Origin of the sequence: Micromonospora sp. KC606 (assembly GCF_004348675.1) — a bacterium.
Lineage (GTDB): Bacteria > Actinomycetota > Actinomycetes > Mycobacteriales > Micromonosporaceae > Micromonospora.
Genome location: NZ_SMKN01000113.1, coordinates 1 through 19,014, shown reverse-complemented (window position 1 = coordinate 19,014; position 19,014 = coordinate 1). Strand labels below are relative to the sequence as shown.

At 71.7% G+C, this 19,014-nt stretch carries 19 protein-coding genes and 1 pseudogene; 13 read left to right on the top strand and 7 right to left on the bottom strand.

What is annotated here, in order from left to right:
• The 6 genes from E1193_RS20130 to rny form a co-directional block, all read left to right on the top strand.
• On the top strand, positions 1–661 hold a 661-nt coding region (locus E1193_RS20130), incomplete at its 5' end, for an MFS transporter (protein ID WP_132184744.1).
• A 4-nt stretch (positions 662–665) separates the two neighbouring features.
• Entirely contained in the window at positions 666–866 is a 201-nt protein-coding gene (locus E1193_RS20125) for a DUF3046 domain-containing protein (RefSeq protein WP_132184743.1), read from the top strand.
• Positions 867–1,051: 185 nt separating this feature from the next.
• The gene (recA, locus tag E1193_RS20120; protein WP_132184742.1) at positions 1,052–2,098 is read left to right on the top strand and encodes a recombinase RecA; all 1,047 of its coding nucleotides are present in this window, start codon (positions 1,052–1,054) and stop codon (positions 2,096–2,098) included.
• Between the two features lie 16 nt (positions 2,099–2,114).
• Entirely contained in the window at positions 2,115–2,906 is a 792-nt protein-coding gene (locus tag E1193_RS20115; protein ID WP_132184741.1) for a regulatory protein RecX, read from the top strand.
• Between the two features lie 200 nt (positions 2,907–3,106).
• A complete protein-coding gene (locus E1193_RS20110; RefSeq protein WP_132184740.1) occupies positions 3,107–3,811 on the top strand; it encodes a 3-keto-5-aminohexanoate cleavage protein in 705 nt (234 codons plus the stop codon).
• A gap of 892 nt (positions 3,812–4,703) precedes the next feature.
• Positions 4,704–6,470, top strand: coding sequence for a ribonuclease Y (rny, locus tag E1193_RS20105; protein WP_132184739.1), 1,767 nt, complete (start codon positions 4,704–4,706; stop codon positions 6,468–6,470).
• A gap of 57 nt (positions 6,471–6,527) precedes the next feature.
• Here rny and E1193_RS20100 read toward each other — a convergent pair whose 3' ends face one another.
• Genes E1193_RS20100 through E1193_RS20085 form a run of 4 tightly spaced genes read right to left on the bottom strand, consistent with a single transcriptional unit; the run spans position 6,528 to position 9,927 of the window.
• On the bottom strand, positions 6,528–7,496 hold the full coding sequence (locus E1193_RS20100; protein WP_132184738.1) for an amino acid ABC transporter permease: 969 nt from the start codon (positions 7,494–7,496) through the stop codon (positions 6,528–6,530).
• Entirely contained in the window at positions 7,493–8,200 is a 708-nt protein-coding gene (locus tag E1193_RS20095; protein WP_132184737.1) for an amino acid ABC transporter permease, read from the bottom strand. Before E1193_RS20095 ends, E1193_RS20100 begins: the two co-directional genes overlap by 4 nt.
• Before the next feature lie 40 nt (positions 8,201–8,240).
• On the bottom strand, positions 8,241–9,113 hold the full coding sequence (locus tag E1193_RS20090) for a glutamate ABC transporter substrate-binding protein (protein ID WP_132184736.1): 873 nt from the start codon (positions 9,111–9,113) through the stop codon (positions 8,241–8,243).
• A gap of 58 nt (positions 9,114–9,171) precedes the next feature.
• Positions 9,172–9,927: an amino acid ABC transporter ATP-binding protein gene (locus E1193_RS20085; RefSeq protein ID WP_132184735.1), complete on the bottom strand. Its 756-nt coding sequence runs from the start codon at positions 9,925–9,927 to the stop codon at positions 9,172–9,174.
• A gap of 142 nt (positions 9,928–10,069) precedes the next feature.
• Here E1193_RS20085 and selD point away from each other — a divergent pair.
• Together selD and E1193_RS20075 are read left to right on the top strand one after the other, a co-directional pair.
• A pseudogene (selD, locus tag E1193_RS20080) lies at positions 10,070–10,634 on the top strand (selenide, water dikinase SelD); the annotation flags it as partial.
• A gap of 214 nt (positions 10,635–10,848) precedes the next feature.
• Positions 10,849–11,328: a hypothetical protein gene (locus tag E1193_RS20075; RefSeq protein ID WP_132184734.1), complete on the top strand. Its 480-nt coding sequence runs from the start codon at positions 10,849–10,851 to the stop codon at positions 11,326–11,328.
• Positions 11,329–11,360: 32 nt separating this feature from the next.
• On the opposite strand, the gene E1193_RS20070 is transcribed toward E1193_RS20075, so the two are convergent.
• A complete protein-coding gene (locus E1193_RS20070; protein WP_132184733.1) occupies positions 11,361–11,588 on the bottom strand; it encodes a DUF2277 domain-containing protein in 228 nt (75 codons plus the stop codon).
• Between the two features lie 55 nt (positions 11,589–11,643).
• Between E1193_RS20070 and miaB the strand changes: the two genes are divergently transcribed.
• On the top strand, positions 11,644–13,176 hold the full coding sequence (gene miaB / locus E1193_RS20065) for a tRNA (N6-isopentenyl adenosine(37)-C2)-methylthiotransferase MiaB (protein WP_132184732.1): 1,533 nt from the start codon (positions 11,644–11,646) through the stop codon (positions 13,174–13,176).
• A 42-nt stretch (positions 13,177–13,218) separates the two neighbouring features.
• Here the strand turns inward: miaB and E1193_RS20060 are convergent, their stop codons facing one another.
• Together E1193_RS20060 and E1193_RS20055 are read right to left on the bottom strand one after the other, a co-directional pair.
• On the bottom strand, positions 13,219–14,181 hold the full coding sequence (locus E1193_RS20060) for a pectate lyase (RefSeq protein WP_132184731.1): 963 nt from the start codon (positions 14,179–14,181) through the stop codon (positions 13,219–13,221).
• Between the two features lie 387 nt (positions 14,182–14,568).
• On the bottom strand, positions 14,569–15,777 hold the full coding sequence (locus E1193_RS20055; protein ID WP_132184730.1) for a DUF349 domain-containing protein: 1,209 nt from the start codon (positions 15,775–15,777) through the stop codon (positions 14,569–14,571).
• 252 nt (positions 15,778–16,029) lie between these two features.
• On the opposite strand from E1193_RS20055, the gene E1193_RS20050 reads away from it, so the two are divergent.
• Genes E1193_RS20050 through dapF form a run of 4 tightly spaced genes read left to right on the top strand, consistent with a single transcriptional unit; the run spans position 16,030 to position 19,012 of the window.
• Entirely contained in the window at positions 16,030–16,485 is a 456-nt protein-coding gene (locus E1193_RS20050; RefSeq protein ID WP_132184729.1) for a nuclear transport factor 2 family protein, read from the top strand.
• Positions 16,486–16,534: 49 nt separating this feature from the next.
• Positions 16,535–17,257 (top strand): hypothetical protein, encoded by a 723-nt coding sequence (locus E1193_RS20045; protein WP_132184728.1) that lies wholly within the window; start codon positions 16,535–16,537, stop codon positions 17,255–17,257.
• Complete coding sequence (miaA, locus tag E1193_RS20040) at positions 17,254–18,159, top strand: tRNA (adenosine(37)-N6)-dimethylallyltransferase MiaA (protein WP_132184727.1); 906 nt, start codon at positions 17,254–17,256, stop codon at positions 18,157–18,159. Before E1193_RS20045 ends, miaA begins: the two co-directional genes overlap by 4 nt.
• A 7-nt stretch (positions 18,160–18,166) precedes the next feature.
• Positions 18,167–19,012, top strand: a complete 846-nt coding sequence (gene dapF / locus E1193_RS20035; protein WP_132184726.1) for a diaminopimelate epimerase — start codon at positions 18,167–18,169, stop codon at positions 19,010–19,012.
• The last annotated feature ends 2 nt before the right edge of the window (positions 19,013–19,014 follow it).

Sequence of the window (19,014 nt, the reverse complement as noted above, 5' to 3'; positions counted from 1 at the left end):
GGCCGGGGCCGGTGTCGTGCCGCCCGCCGACCCGCCGGTGGTCGCGCCGCGGGCCGGCATGCGGGCGGCCTGGCGGGTGGTCGTCGCCCGCCCGGCCGCCCGGCTCGGCATCGCCGCCGTCACGGTCGGTCACCTGGTGATGGTCGCGGTCATGGCGATGACCCCGGTACGCCTCGGCGAGTCGCACTCCGACGTGGACGTGCTGCGGGTGGTGGGCGTGGTGCTGAGCCTGCACATCGCCGGCATGTACGCGCTCTCCCCGGTGGTCGGCTGGCTCACCGACCGGGCGGGCCGGCGCGCGGTGATCCTCGGTGGGATCGCCACCCTGCTGGCGGCCTGCGCGGTCGCCGGCACCGCCGGGCACCACACGCCGTTGCTCTCGCTCGGCCTGGTGCTGCTCGGGCTCGGCTGGTCGGGCACCATGGTCGCCGGCTCGACCCTGCTGTCGGAGGCGGTGCCGACCGACGTCCGGCCGGGCGTGCAGGGGCTGTCGGATCTGACCATGGGGCTGGCTGGGGCGGGCGCGGCGGCGGTCAGCGGGTTTGTCATGCGGGTGGCGGGATATCCGACGCTGACCCTGCTGGCGGCGATCGCGGTGGTGCCCCTGCTGGCGTTAGCGTTGCGTCCGGTGCCGTCCGTGGCGCCCGACGAGGAGGGTTGATCACGTGCGGCTGACCGACTTCTGGACCCGGTTGGAGGAGGCCTTCGGGCCGGGTTACGCGGCCAGCATCGCCAGTGACCAGGTGCTCTCCGAACTGGGTGGGCGGACCATCACGCAGGCGCTCATCGAGGGGGAGGAGACGCACGTGGTGTGGCGGGCGGTCGTCGCCGCCTATCCGGACCGGGTGCCCGCCCGGCTACGTTGAGCAGCCATTTCGTCACTTCCGCGTGTCACTTGCTGAGTCGTACACCTGTTCGGCTATTGTCCACAGCGGGGTGCTTGTCCACAGCTCGCAGCCGGTCGGCTGGTTTTCTGTCGGACCCAGCGCCTAGCGTGTCCCGCGTGACGCGAAGCTCAGGTAAGACGCCGGCGAAGGCAGGGGTGGCAACGATGGCAGCAGGGCCTGACCGGGAGAAGGCGCTCGACCTTGCTCTCGCTCAGATTGACAAGCAGTTCGGCAAGGGCTCGGTGATGCGGCTGGGGGAGCGGCCCGTCATCCAGACCTCGGTGATCCCGACCGGCTCCATCGCGCTCGACGTGGCGCTCGGCGTGGGTGGCCTGCCCCGCGGCCGGGTCGTCGAGATCTATGGTCCCGAGTCCAGCGGTAAGACCACGGTGGCCCTGCACGCGGTGGCCAACGCCCAGCGGGCCGGCGGCATCGCCGCGTTCGTCGACGCCGAGCACGCGCTCGACCCGGACTACGCGAAGGCCCTCGGTGTCGACACCGACGCGCTGCTGGTCTCTCAGCCGGACACCGGCGAGCAGGCGCTGGAGATCGTTGACATGCTGGTCCGCTCCGGCGCGATCGACGTCATCGTGATCGACTCGGTCGCAGCCCTGGTGCCGCGTGCCGAGATCGAGGGTGAGATGGGTGACAGCCACGTGGGTCTGCAGGCCCGGCTGATGAGCCAGGCGCTGCGGAAGATCACCGGTGTGCTCAACAACACCGGCACCACGGCGATCTTCATCAACCAGCTCCGCGAAAAGATCGGCGTCATGTTCGGGAGTCCGGAGACCACCACCGGTGGCCGGGCGCTGAAGTTCTACGCCTCGGTCCGCCTCGACGTGCGGCGCATCGAGAGCCTGAAGGACGGCACCGACGTGGTCGGCAACCGCACCCGGGTCAAGGTCGTGAAGAACAAGGTCGCCGCGCCGTTCAAGCAGGCCGAGTTCGACATCATGTACGGCAAGGGCATCTCCCGCGAGGGATCGCTGATCGACGTCGGCGTCGAGCAGGCGATCATCCGCAAGTCCGGCGCCTGGTACACCTACGACGGTGACCAGCTCGGCCAGGGCAAGGAGAAGGCCCGCGAGTTCCTCCGGGAGAACCCGGACGTGGCCGCCGAGATCGAGAAGAAGATCCTGGAGAAGCTCGGCGTCGGGGCCGGCGCGGGCGACGCCGCCGGCGGCCCGGAGCTGCCGCCGGTCGACTTCTGACCGGTCGCGGCTGAGAATGGCAGGACGACGTGCCCGTGCGGGGCGCGGCTGGGATGCCAGCCCGCCACGCACGGGTGACACCACCACGCCCGACCCGCACCGCGCCGGTGACGACGTACCTCGCCCGTACCGCGACGGGGACGACACGCCCCACCCGCGTCGGGCTGGTGACGACGCCGGGCGGCTCCGCCCGCGCCGGGGTCGCCGGTCGCACGCCGACGCAGCCGACCCGGAGGCGCCGGCTACCCCGCCACGCGACGAGGCCGAGGTGGCCCGGGAGATCTGCCTACGGCAGTTGGCCGTGCGTCCCCGTACCCGCGCCGAGCTGGCCGGGGCGCTGGCGAAGCGGGGCATCTCCGAGGAGGTCTCCGCCCAGGTGCTCGATCGGTACGACGAGGTCGGCATCATCGACGACGCTGCCTTCGCCCGCGCCTGGGTGACGAGCCGACACACCGGTCGGGGCCTGGCCCGCCGGGCGCTCGCCAACGAGCTGCGCCAGCGCGGCGTGGACGGCGACATCGCTCAGGAGGTCCTCGGCGAGCTCGACGAGGAGACCGAGGCCGAGACCGCCCGCGCCCTGGTGGAGCGGAAACTGCGCACGGCCCGGGGCGAGCCCGACGCGGTCTTCCGCCGACTGGTCGGCATGCTGGCCCGCAAGGGCTATCCGCCGGGGGTGGCGATCCGAGCGGTGAAGGACGCGCTCGCCGCACAGAGCGCCGAGGCCGCCGAGTTCGCCGAGCAGATCGACGCGGACGCCCTGGCGGCGTCCGAGGGCGAGCTGGACCGGGACGCCCGCCTTGTGGACTGACGGCCGCCGGCGGGTGCCCTGTCGTCTGCGCTGACCGCCGCCGGCGGTGCTCCGTCGTGTGACCTGGCGGGTCACCCGACCCTCGGGCACGGTTGGTCCGGGGTGTGGCTGACGGCCGGTCCCTCACCCCGCGCGTCACCCGCACCTGCGCTGCCTGCCGCACCCCTGCGGAGCGAGACCGGGCCTGCGATGATGATCAGGTGCTGAAGGCGTGTCTCAACGGCGGCCGCCGCCGGGACGAGCACCCCACCGTGCCGATCACCCCGACCGACCTGGCCGTTGACGCGGCGCGCTGCGCCGACCTCGGCGTCGCCGCGGTGCACGTGCATGCCCGTGACACGACCGGCACCGAGTCGCTGGCGCCGGCGGTGATCGCCGAAACGGTGACGGCGCTGCGGGCCACCCGGCCGGGGCTGCCCGTCGGGGTGAGCACGGGCGCCTGGATCGAGCCCGACCCGGCCGCCCGGGTGGCCGCCGTGCGCGCCTGGCCGGTGCTGCCCGACTTCGCCTCGGTGAACGTGCACGAGGCGGGGGCCGAGGCGGTCGCCGCCGTGCTGCACGAACGGGGTGTGCTGGTCGAGGCCGGCATCTGGGCCGCGGCGGACGTGCCCGCGTACCGGCGGTGGCGGGTGCCGGCCGGTCGGATCCTCGTCGAGTGCACCCCGGACGACCCGGACGAGGCGTTGGCCCACGCCGCCGCGATGCTCACCGCGCTCACCCCGGACGATCCGCCGGTGCTGCTGCACGGCGAGGGCGGTGGCACCTGGCCGGTGCTCGCCGAGGCGGTCTGCCGTGGTTTGCACACCCGCGTCGGCCTGGAGGACACCCTCCACTTGCCGGACGGGGCGCCAGCGGCGGACAACGCCGCTCTGGTGTCGTCCGCCCGCGTGCTGGGCGCCCGCTGACCCGTGCCGTGCCCGGGTGCCCGCCGGCCCTGCCGTACCCGGCGCCGGTGTCGGGTGCGACAGCCCGTACCGGAATCGTTCGGTGACGGGCCCTCGGACCTCACCCCGACCGTGGTGTTGATCCACTCCGTTCGCCGCATTTCGCGGTGTGCTGATCGTGGGATGACGCGACGTCCCGCAACCGGAGCCGATCTTGACGGTGTGGTCAAGTGCGGTACGACCATCGGGGGCGTTTGTCCCCCCGTGTCCGGCCTTCGGTCAGCCGGGAGTGACGATGCAACTTCTCTCCGTTCGGGGGGTTTGATCATGAGTTCTTGACCGAACGGCCGTCCGCGACCTAGCCTCGCCATACAGGTTCGAATTGCCCGACCAGCGCAGGCTAAGCGCACAACATAGATCGCGTAACAGAACAGCATCACTTTGGCCAGCTCTGCCGGCCTGTGACGACCACTCCGGACGGCAGGTCCTGAGCCGGTCGACAACTGCAACCGGTTGTCGGCGATGCCCGGGGGGCATCGCCGATGGAGAGCTGTACCTGTGGCCAGCCGCTCGGTCGGGCGTCCAGGGCCGTGGTGGTCCGTGTCTCCTGTGACACGGTTCGCTGCGGCGTCGACTCAGGGGAGGCGGCCATGGCGGCGCGGCACAGGGACCACGGGTCCCCAGGGGGTGTCGGCGGAAGTGCGCCGGCCGGCGCGCGGCGACCCCGTCGCGGACGTGGTTCTGCGGGGGACGGCCGGGTCCGTTCCGGACGTGATTCCACCGACGACGGCCGGCGGCCCCGGGCCAGGGGCGGTTTGGTCGGCGACGACAGGTGGTCCCGGGGCGCGGATGCCCCGCCCCGCGACCTCGGTGCCGCCACCGGCAGGCCACTCGTGCACCGGGGAGCGCGGTCATGACGGCTGTCGACGTGGTGCTCCTCGTTGTGGTGCTGGCCCTGGCGCTGGTCGTCCTCGGCGCCGTCATGTTCGGTGTCCGGGCGGTGCGGCACCTGGGTGCGGTTCCCCGGCCGGAGGATCCGGCGTTCATCGCCGAGAAGGACCGCCAGGAGCAGTCCCTGGCCGCGCTGCGCACCGCCGCCGACGAGGCGAGCAGCACCATCGACGTGGCGAAGTCCGCGGCCGCGGCAGCCCGGGCCGAGGCGGCCGGGGCCAAGGCGGAGGCGAAGGCGGCCCGGGCCGAGGCCCGCCGGGTGCTCGACGACGCCCGCGCCGAGGCCGACACCATCCTGGAGCGGGCCCACAAGCAGGCCGAGATCGACGCGGAGCAGCTGCGGACCTCGGCCCGACGCAGCGGCGAGCGGGAGGTCGCCGTCCTGGCCGCCACCACCCGTGAGCAGGCCGCCGAGGTGGAACGCCGGGCGGCTCGGATGGACGAACGCGAACGCCTGCACACCGAGGAGGTCGAGCGCCTCGCCGAGCGGGAGCGGCAACTCACCGCGGCCAGCGCCGCGCTCGCCGCCCGGGAGGCCGCGCTCGCCGCCCGGGAGGCGGAGCTGACCGTCGCTGAGGAGCAGCGCCGCCGGGAACTGGAGCGGGTCGCCGGTCTGACCGTCGACGCGGCTCGCGCCGAGCTGATCGAGGTGATCGAGACACAGGCGAAGCGGGAGGCCGCGCTGCTCGTCCGGGACATCGAGTCGGACGCCCGCAGCACCGCCGAGCAGCGCGCCCGGCACATCGTGGTGGAGGCCATCCAGCGGGTGGCCAGTGAGCAGACCGCGGAGAGCGTGGTCAGCGTCCTGCACCTGCCGGGGGACGAGATGAAGGGCCGGATCATCGGCCGGGAGGGGCGCAACATCCGCGCCTTCGAGTCGGTGACCGGAGTGAACCTGATCATCGACGACACCCCGGAGGCGGTGCTGCTCTCCTGCTTCGACCCGGTCCGCCGTGAGGTGGGCCGGCTCACGTTGGAGAAGTTGGTCCTCGACGGGCGGATCCATCCGCACCGGATCGAGGAGGTGTACGACCTGGCCCGCCACGAGGTGGAGCAGCTCTGCCTCCGGTCCGCCGAGGATGCCCTGGTCGAGGTGGGCATCACCGAGATCCACCCCGAGCTGGTCTCCCTGCTCGGTCGGCTGCGCTACCGTACGTCGTACGGGCAGAACGTGCTCAAGCACCTGGTGGAGACCGCGCACATCGCCGGGATCATGGCCGCCGAGCTGCGGCTGGACGTGCCGACCATCAAACGTTGCGCGTTCCTGCACGACATCGGCAAGGCGCTCACCCACGAGGTGGAGGGCAGCCACGCCATCATCGGCGCCGACCTGGCCCGCAAGTACGGCGAGAGCGAGGACGTCGTCCACGCCATCGAGGCGCACCACAACGAGGTGCCGCCGCAGACCATCGAGGCGGTGCTCACCCAGGCATCCGACGCCTGCTCCGGCGGGCGACCGGGCGCGCGGCGGGAGAGCCTGGAGGCGTACGTCAAACGGCTGGAGCGGATCGAGGAGATCGCGGCCGGCAAGCTCGGCGTGGAGAAGGTCTTCGCCATGCAGGCGGGCCGGGAGATCCGGGTGATGGTCAAGCCGGAGGACGTCGACGACATCGGCGCGGCGGTACTGGCCCGGGACGTGGCCAAGCAGATCGAGGAGGAGCTGACCTATCCGGGGCAGATCCGGGTAACCGTGGTCCGCGAGTCCCGGGTCACCGAGATCGCCCGCTGACGGTACGGACATGGTAAGGGCCGGCCCACACGGCCGGCCCTTACCGTCGTTTGCCGGTCAGTTGCCGCCGGCGCCCTCGGCCTGGGACATGAGCGCCGCGGGCGGCGGGTTCTGGGCCGGGGTGCCGGCCGTCTTGCGGCCCTGCGAGAGCCGGCGCTGGAGGTACTGCGCCAGCTTCGACAGCGAGTAGTTCACCACGATGAAGAGCACGGCGATCACGACGTACACCTGGATCGGGTTGCCCAGCACGCCGATGATCTGCTTGCCGATGTTGAGGGTCTCCTCGTAGCTGATGATGAAGCCCAGCGACGTGTCCTTGAGCACCACCACGAGCTGGCTGATCAGCGCCGGCAGCATGATCCGGAAGGACTGCGGCAGCAGGATCATCCGGGTGGTCTGCAGCGGTGAGAGCCCGATCGCGGCGGCGGCCTCCCGTTGCCCGCCCGGCAGCCCCTCCATACCGGAGCGGAGGATCTCGGCGATGACCACGGCGTTGTAGATGGTCAGGCCGATAACCAGGTACCAGAGAGTGTCGAAGGAGACGCCGAACTCGGGGAAGCCGCGGGCCACGAAGAAGATGGTGATGACGACCGGCAGGCCGCGGAACACCTCGACGCAGACCCGGGTGACCACCGACAGCAGCAGGCTCAGCCCACGCAGCAGGTACGCCAGCGGCGTGGCCAGCCCGGTGAAGCGTCGCTGGGTGAGGCTCTTGAGCTGGATCCGCAGCACGGCGAGCAGGGTGCCGACGACCAGCGAGGCGACGATGGCCAGCGCCGCCGCGGTGAGGGTGTTCTTGAAGCCCAGGCCGAGGCGCTGCCAGACCTGGGAGAAGTTCTCGTTGGAGGGGTCGACCAGCGGCCCCCACAGCTCCATCGAGAACTGGCCCTTTTCATCCAGTGGGAGGTAGATCAGGAAGTACGCCCCGACGAGCAGCGCCACCGTGGCGACGACGCTGCTGATCAGGGTGATCCGCCGCTGACGGGGGCCGGGGACGTCGTAGAGGACGCTGGTCTGCTGACTCATCGGGCCACCGCCTGTCGCTTCTCGATCCGGTCCAGCAGGGCACCGAGCGGCACGGTCATGATCAGGTAGCCGATCGAGATGCCGATGGCTACCGGGATGAAGGCGTAGCCCTCGGCCCCGGTGAGCTGGTCGGCCGTGGCTGACAGGTCGCCGACGACCCCGAAGAAGCCGGCCAGCGCCGAGTTCTTGATCATCGCGATGATGACCGAGCCGAGCGGCACCACCGACGCCTTCCAGGACTGCGGCAGCACCACGTACCGCAGGTTCTGGCCGAAGGTCAGGCCGAGCGAGCGGGCGGCCTCGGCCTGACCGGCCGGCACCGCGTTCACCCCGGAGCGCAGTGCCTCACAGACGAACGCGGCGGTGTAGAGGACCAGGGCGATCAACGCGAAGCGGAAGTACGGCAGGTCGGTGCCGAGCCGGCTGAAGATCGCGTCCAGGCCGGGGATGCGCAGGAAGTCGGCGTTGGAGCCGAGCGCCGGCAGGCCGAAGGCGGCGAAGAACATCACCACGGTCAACGGCATGTTCCGGAAGACGTTCACGTAGCCGGTGCCGACGGCGCGCAGCGGCGGCACCGGCGAGATCCGCATCACCGCCACGACCGCGCCCAGGACCAGGGCCCCGGTCGCGGCGAGCACGCAGATCTGGAGGGTGAGCCAGAAACCACCCGCAAAGACGTCGAACCTGTCGATGAGTACGTTCACGGGTCGGTGTTCCTCCCCACCCTCCAGATCGAAGATCAGATCAGTAGCGGTTGATGGTCGGCGCGGCGCCCAGCTCCGCGCCGAACTTGCCGGCGGTGTCGTCCCAGGCCTTCTTCCAGCTACCGTCGGCGAACGCCTTCTCCAGCGTGTCGTTGATGAAGGTGCGGAAGTCGGTGTCCTCCTTCTTCACCCCGATGCCGTACGGCTCCTTGGTGAAGTTGTCGCCGGCCAGCTTGAACGAGGCCTCGTCCTTGGCGATGTAGCCGAGCAGGATGACGTTGTCGGTGGTGACCGCGTCGACCTGGCCGTTCTTGAGGGCGTCCCGGCACTTGTCGTAGGTGTCGAAGAGCACCAGCTGGGTGGCGACGTCCTTGACGTACTCCTTGATCTTCTCGGCCGGGGTGGAGCCGGTGACCGAGCAGACCTTCTTGGTGCCGTCCTTGAAGGAGTCCGGCCCGGTGATCGTGGTGTCGTCCTTCTTGACCAGGATGTTCTGGCCGGCCTCGTAGTACGGCCCGGCGAAGGCGATCCGCTCCTTGCGCTTGTCGTTGATCGTGTAGGTTGCCGCGACCAGGTCGACGCTGCCATCGACGATCTTGTCCTCGCGGACCTTCGACGGCGTCTCCACGAACTCGATCTTGTCCTCGGGGATGCCGAGTTCCTTGACGATGATCTTCGCGACCTCGACGTCGAAGCCCTCGGGCTTGCCCGACAGGCCCTTCTGGCCGAAGCCCGGCTGGTCGAACTTCGTGCCGACCTTGATCTTCTGAGCCTTGTTCAGCCGCTCCATGGTGCTACCGGCGGGGAAGGACTTGCTGCCGGTGCCCTCCCCGGCGTCGTCGCCACCGCAGGCGGCCAGGCCGAACGCCAGGGTGGCGGCCGCCGCGAGCGCCGCTACGCGCTTGATACGCATACTCTTCTCCTTCTTCGACGGAGCCCGCCGGGGGACGGCGCGCTCCCTGTACGGACGCCTAGTGCGTGAGGATCTTGGAGAGGAAGTCCTTCGCCCGCTCGCTGCGCGGGTTGGCGAAGAATTCGGCCGGCGGCGCGTCCTCGACGAGCTGGCCGTCGGCCATGAAGATGACCCGGTTCGCGGCGTGCCGGGCGAAGCCCATCTCGTGGGTGACCACGACCATCGTCATGCCCTCACTGGCCAGCGAGGTCATCACGTCCAGCACCTCGCCGACCATCTCCGGGTCCAGCGCGCTGGTCGGCTCGTCGAAGAGCATCGCCTTGGGCTGCATGGCCAGCGCGCGGGCGATAGCCGCACGCTGCTGCTGACCGCCGGAGAGCTGGGCCGGGTACTTGTCGGCCTGGTTGGCGATGCCGACCCGGTCGAGCAGGGCCAGGCCGCGCTCGCGGGCGGCGGCCGGCTTCTCCTTGCGGACCTTGATCGGGCCGAGGGTGACGTTCTCCAGGATGGTCTTGTGCGCGAAGAGGTTGAACGACTGGAAGACCATGCCGACCTCGCTGCGCAGCCTGGCGAGGGCCTTGCCCTCGGCGGGCAGCGGCTGCCCGTCGAAGGTGATGGTGCCCGAGGTGATCGGCTCCAGCCGGTTGATGGTGCGGCAGAGCGTCGACTTGCCGGAGCCGGAGGGACCGATCACGACGACGACCTCGCCCCGGCCGACGGAGAGTGACACGTCGTCCAGCACGTGCAGGGGGCCGAACCACTTGTTGACCCCGTCCAGCACGATGAGCGGTTCGCCCTTCGCCACGTCGTCCACCGTCCCTGTCGTTCGTCCCGGAGAGCGGGGTCGGTCGACCCCCGGTCTGGGCAACTGTAGGCGGGGTGACGTGGCGGAACGCAACCCAGTTGGTCACGGAGCGGTAACACCGGTCCGGGCCGTGCTGCCGCGTCCGATTTCGGATGGTCACCGGGCCGGCCTCGCGGTGACCGGCGTGGTCCGGCCGGAGGAGCTGATCACCCTGGAGGCCGGCCGGCCGGGCGGGCCTGCCGCTGTCGCTGACCAAACCGCTCGGCTTGGGGGTGCTGAACACCCGGCACAAGCGAACCGGGGAACGTTTCGAGGCGGCGGTTGCCGCGATGGCGACCCTGAACCGGGAGGCGGCCCGCGCCGCCGTCGCCGCCGGGATCCGGTGCGGCACCGACGTCACCGGCTTCGGGCTGCTCGGGCACGCCTCGAAGCTGGCCCGGGCCAGCCGACTGACGGTGGCGATCGACGTCGCCCGGGTGCCGTACCTGCCGGGGGCGCGCGAGGCGGTTCGGGATGGGTACGTCAGTGGCGGCACCCGCCGCAACCTGGAGTGGGTGACCCCTTGGACGGAGTTCGGTACGGCCGGCGAGGCGGACCGCCTGCTGCTGGCCGACGCGCAGACCTCCGGCGGCCTGCTGGTGGCCGGGGAGGTGTCCGGCGGCACGGTGGTGGGTGAGCTGTTGCCCCGGGGTGAGCACCTGGTCGTGCTGCGCTGATCGGTCGCGACTCGGCCGCTCGGGATGCTTCGGGCCGGCCACCGTACCCGATAAACTGTCATCTTCCCGCTACTCCGAGCAATGAGCTGCGGGGAATTTTGCCCGGAATGGTCACAGACCGGTAACTTGCCCCCGGCTGAGGTCATATGCACCCCACCATCGTCTGTAAGGCCCGATCCGGAGGCCGGTGGGACGAACGCAGCGAGGAGGCGGCGTGACCGAGCTGTGGAACTGGAGAATCGACCGGGCGGCACCGGTGGACGTGTACCCGGCCCTGGCCGAGGCGATCGGCCGGGTGGTGATGCCCCTCGCCATCGCCGACCCGGCGCGGCTGCCCGCGTACGCGGTGGTCTGCGACGTATGGGAGGCGCCGGGGGAGTTCGGCACGATGGTGGACTGCTACGGGGTGCCGGAGTCGCTGAACGAGCACACCAGCGTCGCGGCGCTGGCCCGGCTGCTGCGGCGCAACTGCCTGCTGGCCGACGACACCCTCGACGCGGGCCGGCACCTGCTGGTGGCGCCGGACGGCACCATCCGGCCGGTGCACTTCGAGGTGACCGAGACCGACGACGGCGAGGTGTTGACCAGCCAGCGGCTGTGCACCCTGGCCCATCCGGGCTGCCGGGGCTGGTCCCGGTGTCACCGTTCGAAGTGGGCCCCCGACTCGATCAACCCAGCCCTCGCCGCCGCCTGACCGACCCGCCCGACCGGCCGGGCGCGTTCCGGTCAGCGGGTCGCGGCGGGACGGGAGCCGCGTACCTGCAGCTGGTCCAGCAAGGTCGCGGTGGCGGCGGCGACCGCCTGCACCGCGGCCTCGAACGCCTCGGCGTTGTGCGCGGCCGGCGTCCGGAATCCGGAGATCTTCCGGACGTACTGCAACGCCGCCGCCTGGATGTCCGCCGGGGTCACCTCCGGCACATACGGCTCACGCAGGGTCTTGATGCTGCGGCACATGGTTGCTCCTCCTCGTTCGGGTCGTCCCGGTCGGCCCGGATACGCTGTGCACGTCATGACTACCGCAGCCGAACGCAGCCCGCGCACCTACCAGGTGCGCACGTACGGCTGCCAGATGAACGTGCACGACTCCGAGCGGATCTCCGGCCTGCTGGAGCAGGCCGGTTACGTCCGCGCCGCCGAGGCCGCCGACGACCCGGACGTGGTGGTGTTCAACACCTGCGCCGTCCGGGAGAACGCCGACAACCGGCTCTACGGCAACCTTGGTCACCTGCGCCCCGTGAAGGACCGGCACCCGGGGATGCAGATCGCCGTCGGTGGCTGCCTGGCCCAGAAGGATCGCGGCGACATCGTCCGCAAGGCCCCCTGGGTGGACGTGGTCTTCGGCACACACAACATCGGCTCGCTGCCGGCGCTGCTGGAGCGGGCCCGGCACAACGCCGCCGCCGAGGTGGAGATCCTGGAGTCCCTCGACGTCTTCCCGTCGACGTTGCCGACCCGACGGGAGTCGACGTACGCCGGCTGGGTGTCGATCTCCGTCGGCTGCAACAACACGTGCACGTTCTGTATCGTGCCCTCCCTGCGCGGCAAGGAGAAGGACCGCCGCCCCGGCGACATCCTCTCCGAGGTTCGCGCCCTGGTCGCCGAGGGCGTGCTGGAGGTGACCCTGCTCGGGCAGAACGTCAACTCCTACGGTGTCGCGTTCGGCGACGCCGGCGAGCCGGACTGGAAACGCGGTGCGGGCCGGTCGGCCTTCGCCGAGCTGCTGCGCGCCTGCGGCGACATCGACGGGCTGGAGCGGGTCCGCTTCACCAGCCCGCACCCGAAGGACTTCACCGACGACGTGATCGCCGCGATGGCCGAGACGCCGAACGTCTGTCCCTCACTGCACATGCCGTTGCAGTCCGGCTCGGACGACGTGCTGCGGGCGATGCGCCGGTCGTACCGGTCGGAGAAGTACCTGGGAATCATCGAGAAGGTCCGGGCCGCGATGCCGGACGCGGCGATCACCACCGACATCATCGTCGGCTTCCCCGGCGAGACCGAGGCCGACTTCCAGCGCACCCTGGACGTGGTGCGGGCAGCCCGGTTCGCCTCGGCGTTCACCTTCCAGTACTCCAAGCGCCCCGGCACCCCGGCCGCCACCATGGACGGCCAGTTGCCCAAGCAGGTCGTCCAGGAGCGCTACGAGCGGTTGATCGCGACGGTGGAGGAGATCACCTGGGCGGAGAACCGCAAGCTGGTCGGGGAGACCGTCGAGGTGCTGGTCGCCGTCGGCGAGGGGCGTAAGGACGAGCGCACCGGCCGGCTCTCCGGCCGGGCCCTCGACGGTCGCCTGGTGCACTTCGACGCCGGGTCGTACGCCGGGTCGATCCGCCCCGGCGACATCGTGCGCACCAGGGTCACCTACGCCGCCCCGCACCACCTCAACGCCGACGGGGAGCCGCTGGCACACCGGCGCACCCGGGCCGGTGACGCGGCGGAAGCGGGGCGCTCCCCGCGTACCCCCGGGGTGCTGCTCGGGCTGCCCACGGTGGGTGCCCCGGCGGCGGCACCCACGCCGACGACGGGCTGCGCCGCCCACTGACGGCGACCGGGGCCCGCCGTGTGGCGGGCCCCGGATCGGGCGTCAGACGGAGATCTTGCCGGCGCCCGCCCCAGCGGTCACGATCGACTTGACGCTGCTGGCGGCGTCGAGCGGGTACGGGTACGGGATGCTCCGGACGCTGCCGCCGGACTGCCCCCTGCCGGAGTTGACGAAGTGGTTGTTGCGGGCCACCAGGGTGCCCGGGCCGGAGCTGCCCTCGCCGAGGTGGAACGGGTCGGCGACGCTCTCGAAGTAGTTGCCCTCGACGAGGACACCGGCGTTCATCGTGGACGCCACGCCGTAGCCGCGGTTGGCGCGGTAGTAGTTGTTGAACACGTGTACCGGGTTGCCGAAGCGGACCCGGGGGTGGCGCTGGTTGCTGCCGTCGAAGTAGTTGTGGTGGTAGGTCACCCGCAGCCGGCCGGTGTCCTGGCCGGCGTTGCTGTCGCTGTGCCCGAGCAGCATCGACTTGTCGTGGCTGTGCACGCGGTTCCAGGACACGGTGATGAAGTCCGAGCCACGCTTGATGTCGACCGCGCCGTCGTACCCGCTGGTGAAGGTGTTGTGGTCGATCCAGATGTTCGTCGCCGACTCCTGCACGTTGATCGCGTCGTCGTTCCAGTTCCGGAAGGTCAGGTTCCGGATGATGACGTTGCGGTCGCCGCTGATGTTGAAGCCGCAGCCGGCGATGGTGGCGCCGGCGTTGCCGAGGATGGTCTTGTTGGACCGGACCCGCAGCATGCCGGAGCAGTTGATGGTGCCGGAGACCCGGATGACCGAGGCGCTGCTGGAGCCGAGGGCGGAGGTGAGCGCGGAGGCGCTGGTCACCGTGGTGGTCGGGGCGTTGCCGCCGCCGGTGGTGCCGCCGTTCTGGGTGGCCCAGCCGACCAGGTAGTTCGGGGCGGCGGCGGCTGGCGTGGCGCTGACGGTGAGGGCGGAGGCGGCGAGCACCGAGGCGGTGGCGGCGGCGAGCAGGACCCTCGGACGTCGGGATGTGATGCGCATGTGCTTCCCTTCGGTGGCGGCGGGTTCACGGACCGTCGGTCGACCCTGCTGGCGCCGTGCCCGTCGGCGTCGAGGTCGGCCGGGGACGGCGGTCGGCGTGCCCTGCCGGGGTGAGCGTGTGGGGTGAGGAGCGGCTCCCGTACCAGGCTTGCCCGACGTGACGAGGCAAGCGCTTTCCCCGATGAAAGCACAGATGCTTATCGATGTAAAGTGCCTCCCCACCTGCGGGGAGCGAATAGTCGGCCGCCGCGCTGAGGGATGTTCACGGTCGCTGGAGGCAAACTCGGCGGGCCTGCCAATGACGGACGGTGCGTCGACCTGCGCGGGCGCGGACACGCGAAAGCCCTCGGTCTGCCGTGGGACCGAGGGCTTCCGGAGCGGATCAGGTCAGCCGGACCGCTCGGCCAGCTGGAGGAACTGCCGCTTGGCGGCCAGGGCCTGCTCGGCCTCCTTGACCCGGCGGGTGTCTCCGGCGGCCTGCGCCCGGGCCAGCCGCTCCTCGGCCTCGGCGACCTGGGCCCGCATCTGCGCGAGCAGCGGATTGTCCTGCGGGGTGGTACGTCGCCAGGCCGAATCCATGACCTCGCGGACCTTGTCGTCGATCGCCCGCAGCCGGCGCTCCAGCCCGGCGGCGGCCTCCCGGGGCACCCGGCCGGCCTCGTGCCACTGCGCCTGGATCTCCCGCAGCTTGGCCTGCGTGCCCTTCGGGTCAGCGTCGACGTCCAGCGCCTCGGCCTCGGCCAGCAACGCCTGCTTGCGTTCCAGGTTGGCCTTCTGCTCGTTGTCCCGCGCCGAGAAGACCTCGCTGCGCCGGCTGAAGAAGCCGTCCTGCGCGGCCCGGAAGCGTTCCCAGAGCTTCTGCTCGGCCTCCTTGGATGCCCGGGGAGCGGCCTTCCACTGGTTCATCAGCTCCTTGAGCTGGTTGGCCGTGGCCGCCCACTCGGTGGAGTCCTTGAGCTTCTCGGCCTCGGCGACCAGCTCCTCCTTGACCGTCTGCGCCTGCTTGCGCTGCTGGTCGAGCGAGGCGAAGTGGGCGCCCCGGCGCCGGGTGAAACCGTCGCGGGCCGCCGCGAAACGCTTCCACAGCTCGCCGTCGGTCTTCTTGTCGACGCCGCGGATGGTCTTCCACTCGTCGAGGATCTCCTTGAGGCGATCCCCGGCTGTCTTCCAGCCCGTCGACTCGGCGGCGATCTTCTCCGCCTCCTCGACCAGGGCGGTCTTGCGCGCGAGGGCCTCGACCCGGGCCGCGTCCCTGGCGGCACGGGCCTCGCCGGCCTTGTCCTCGGCGACCGCGGCGAGCTTGTCCAGCCGTGCGGCCAGCGCGTCGATGTCACCGACGACGTGCGCCTCGGCCAGGGAGGCGCGGATCCGGCGGATCGTGGTCAGCGAGTGGCCGGCGTCCGCCGCGCCCGAGTTGAGCCGGGCCTCGGTCAGGTCCACCTCGGTCACCAGGTCGGCGAAGCGTCGGGCGAAGTGGGCCAGCCCCTCCTCCGGGGCCCCCGCCTGCCAGGATCCGACCACCCGCTCGCCCTCGGCGGTCTTGACGTACACGGTGCCGTCCGCGTCCACCCGTCCGAAGGCAGTCCAGTCGCTCATGTGCCCATCCTCGTTCTCCCGGCGTCGACGGGACTTCTCCCTCGATCGCCGCCACGGCGCAGCAAAGTTGCTCTCGGCATTGTCACAGGTCTGACCCCGTTCGCGTCGAGCGCCTGTCTCTGACCGTGACCATACGGTGTCCTGCCATTCACCGACAGGGTCCGCAGGGGAGTGTCGAGCCATGCCGCATGGTGTACCGTACGGCGTACGACACTGAGTGGGTCCGCCCGGCGGGCCAGTGAGGAGCACAGGATGACGCAGTCCCGGAGCCGGATCACGCCCCCGGCCGACGCGGGCTTCGTGCCGGACGCGGCCGCGCTGACCGAGCTGGACGAGTGGTTCCGCCGCTACGACGCCCTGGCCGAGGCGGGCGACGTGGCCGGCACCGCCGACCTGGCGATGTTTCCGCTGAACACGGTCACCGACGACGCCGCCGGGGAGGGCTCCGCCCAGCAACTCGACCGCGCGGCGTACCTGGAGATGATGGGCGGCGTCCTCGGCGGCGGTGGCGGTGGCGACCTGAGGATGGAGTCGCGCCGCACGCCGTACTTCCTCACCCCGAGCCTGGTCGTGGTCTTCACCGAGGCCGAGTTCACCGTCGACGGCGAGCGGCAGCAGGTGCGCTACGCCGACCTGCTGGTCAAGTCCGGCGGCCAGTGGCGGTTCCAGACCATGGTGCAGGGCGGCTGGGGCGGTCAGCCCGGCTGAGCGGCGGGTGCGGGGGCGCCGGGCACCGCCGTGCCGATACGGTTGCCTGGTGCCCCTGGTCGCCGCCGCCGTCTGCCCCCACCCGCCGCTGATCGTGCCCGAGTTGGCCGGCGCCGCCGCGCCCGAACTGGACGGGCTCCGCGCCGCCTGCGACGCGGCGATCGCCGACCTGATGGACTCGGGGGCCCACCGGATCGTGGTCGTCGGCGACGGGCCCGAGAGCCGCACCTACCACTCCCCGTACCGCGGTTCGCTGGCGCGGTGGGGGGTCGACATCGAGGTCTCCTTCGGTGCCGGACGCCCCGGGTACCGGCCGGCCCCCCTGCCGCTGAGCCTGACCGTCGGGGCGTGGCTGCTGTGCCGCCACCCGACCGGCCCGTCGGCGGTGGCCCGGATGCACGCCGTGGCTACCGAAGCCGACCCGGCGGTGGCCGCCACGCTCTGCGCGGGCCACGGCAGCGACGCCGACTGGGGGCTGCTGGTCATGGGAGACGGTTCGGCCTGCCGGGGCCCGAAGTCACCCGGCTACGACGACCCGCGTGCCGAGGCGTACGACGACGGGGTGGCCCGGGCCCTGGCCGACGCGGACGCCGAGGCGCTGCTCGGCCTGGATCCGGCGCTCTCGGCGGAGCTGAAGGTCGCCGGCCGGGCGCCCTGGCAGGTGCTGGCCGGAGCGGCCCGCGCGGCCGGCGGCGACTGGCGCGGCGAACTGCGCCACTACGGCGCCCCCTACGGCGTCGCCTACGTCGTGGCCTCCTGGGAACGCGCATGACCGTCGTCGCCGTGGTCGGGCCGACCGCGGCCGGAAAGTCGGCGCTGAGCATCGCCCTGGCGCACACCCTCGACGGCGAGGTGGTCAACGCCGACTCGATGCAGCTCTACCGGGGCATGGACATCGGCACCGCCAAACTGACCCCGGCCGAGCGTGAGGGCGTGCCGCACCACCTGCTCGACATCTGGCCGGTCACCGAGCCGGCCAGCGTCGCGGAGTACCAGCGGCTGGCCCGCGCGGCCGTCGACGACATCCTGGCCCGGGGGAAGGTGCCGTTGCTGGTCGGCGGCTCCGGGCTGTACGTGCGGGCGGTGCTGGAGCGGTTCGAGTTCCCCGGCACCGACCCGGCGGTCCGTGAACGGCTGGAGGCCGAACTGGTCGACGCCGGCCCGGCCCCGCTGTACGAGCGGCTGCGCGCGGCCGACCCGGCCGCCGCGGCGAGCATCCTGCCCGGCAACGGCCGGCGCATCGTCCGTGCCCTGGAGGTCATCGAACTGACCGGGGAGCCGTTCACCGCCTCCCTGCCGCAGCCCACGCCGTACTACCCGTCCGTGCAGCTCGGCGTCGACCTGGACACCGCGCTGCTCGACGAGCGGATCGCGCGGCGGGTGGACCGGATGTGGGCCGACGGGCTGGTCGCGGAGACGCAGACGCTGGTCGGCCACGGCCTGGCCGAGGGGCGTACGGCCAGCCGGGCGCTCGGCTACCAGCAGGTCCTGCGTCTTCTCGCCGGCGAGACGACCGAGGCCGAGGCGCACGACGAGACGATCCGAGCCACCCGCCGCTTCGTCCGGCGGCAGCGCTCCTGGTTCCGTCGCGACCCGCGTGTCCACTGGCTGGACTCGGCGTCGCCCGGCCTGGTCGACGCGGCGCTGCGGGTGGTCGCCGCGCATCGGGGATGATGGGGGCGTGGAGTTCACCAAGGGCCATGGCACCGGCAACGACTTCGTCATCCTGCCCGACCCGGACGGCACCCTCGACCTGACCCCGGGCCTGGTCGCCGCGATCTGCGACCGGCGGCGCGGCGTCGGCGGTGACGGCGTGCTGCGGGTGGTGCGGGCCGCCAAGCACCCCGAGGGCGTCGGCCTCGCCGGCGAGGCCGAGTGGTTCATGGACTACTGGAACTCCGACGGCTCGGTCGCCGAGATGTGCGGCAACGGTTCCCGGGTCTTCGTCCGCTACCTGCTGGAGACCGGGCTCGCCGCGCCGTCCGGCGTGGCGCTGCCGGTGGCCACCCGGGCCGGGGTCGTGCGCGCGCGGGTCGAGGCCGAGACCATCGCCGTCGAGATGCGCCGCCCTCGGGTGTACGACGCGTCGACCGCGACCCTGGGCGGGCTGACCCTGCCCGGGACGGCGGTGGACGTGGGCAACCCACACCTGGTCTGCGTGCTGCCAGCCAACCTGGAGTTGACCGGCCTGGACCTCACCCGGGCCCCCGGGTACGACCCGACGGTCTTCCCCGCGGGAGTGAACGTCGAGTTCGTCACGCCGGGCGAGCCGGTCGCCGACACCGACGGGCACGTGCTGATGCGGGTGTACGAGCGAGGTTCGGCCGAGACGCTCTCCTGCGGCACCGGAGCGTGCGCGGTCGCGGCGGTGGCGCTGCGCGACGCCGGGCGGGACACCGGCAGGGTCGCGGTCGACGTACCCGGCGGCCGTCTCACCATCACCGTCGCCGAGGGTTCCTGCTGGCTGTCCGGCCCGGCGGTGCTGGTCGCCACCGGCGAACTCACCCCCGCAACCCTCCCCACGTAGCC

Coding starts and splice junctions, on each gene's coding strand:
- E1193_RS20055 (WP_132184730.1), bottom strand. CDS start 15,777: ATGAGCGACTGGACTGCCTTCGGACGGGTGGACGCGGACGGCACCGTG.
- E1193_RS20100 (WP_132184738.1), bottom strand. CDS start 7,496: ATGAGTCAGCAGACCAGCGTCCTCTACGACGTCCCCGGCCCCCGTCAG.
- E1193_RS20070 (WP_132184733.1), bottom strand. CDS start 11,588: ATGTGCCGCAGCATCAAGACCCTGCGTGAGCCGTATGTGCCGGAGGTG.
- miaA (WP_132184727.1), top strand. CDS start 17,254: ATGACCGTCGTCGCCGTGGTCGGGCCGACCGCGGCCGGAAAGTCGGCG.
- rny (WP_132184739.1), top strand. CDS start 4,704: ATGACGGCTGTCGACGTGGTGCTCCTCGTTGTGGTGCTGGCCCTGGCG.
- E1193_RS20050 (WP_132184729.1), top strand. CDS start 16,030: ATGACGCAGTCCCGGAGCCGGATCACGCCCCCGGCCGACGCGGGCTTC.
- E1193_RS20115 (WP_132184741.1), top strand. CDS start 2,115: ATGGCAGGACGACGTGCCCGTGCGGGGCGCGGCTGGGATGCCAGCCCG.
- miaB (WP_132184732.1), top strand. CDS start 11,644: ATGACTACCGCAGCCGAACGCAGCCCGCGCACCTACCAGGTGCGCACG.
- recA (WP_132184742.1), top strand. CDS start 1,052: ATGGCAGCAGGGCCTGACCGGGAGAAGGCGCTCGACCTTGCTCTCGCT.
- E1193_RS20060 (WP_132184731.1), bottom strand. CDS start 14,181: ATGCGCATCACATCCCGACGTCCGAGGGTCCTGCTCGCCGCCGCCACC.
- E1193_RS20090 (WP_132184736.1), bottom strand. CDS start 9,113: ATGCGTATCAAGCGCGTAGCGGCGCTCGCGGCGGCCGCCACCCTGGCG.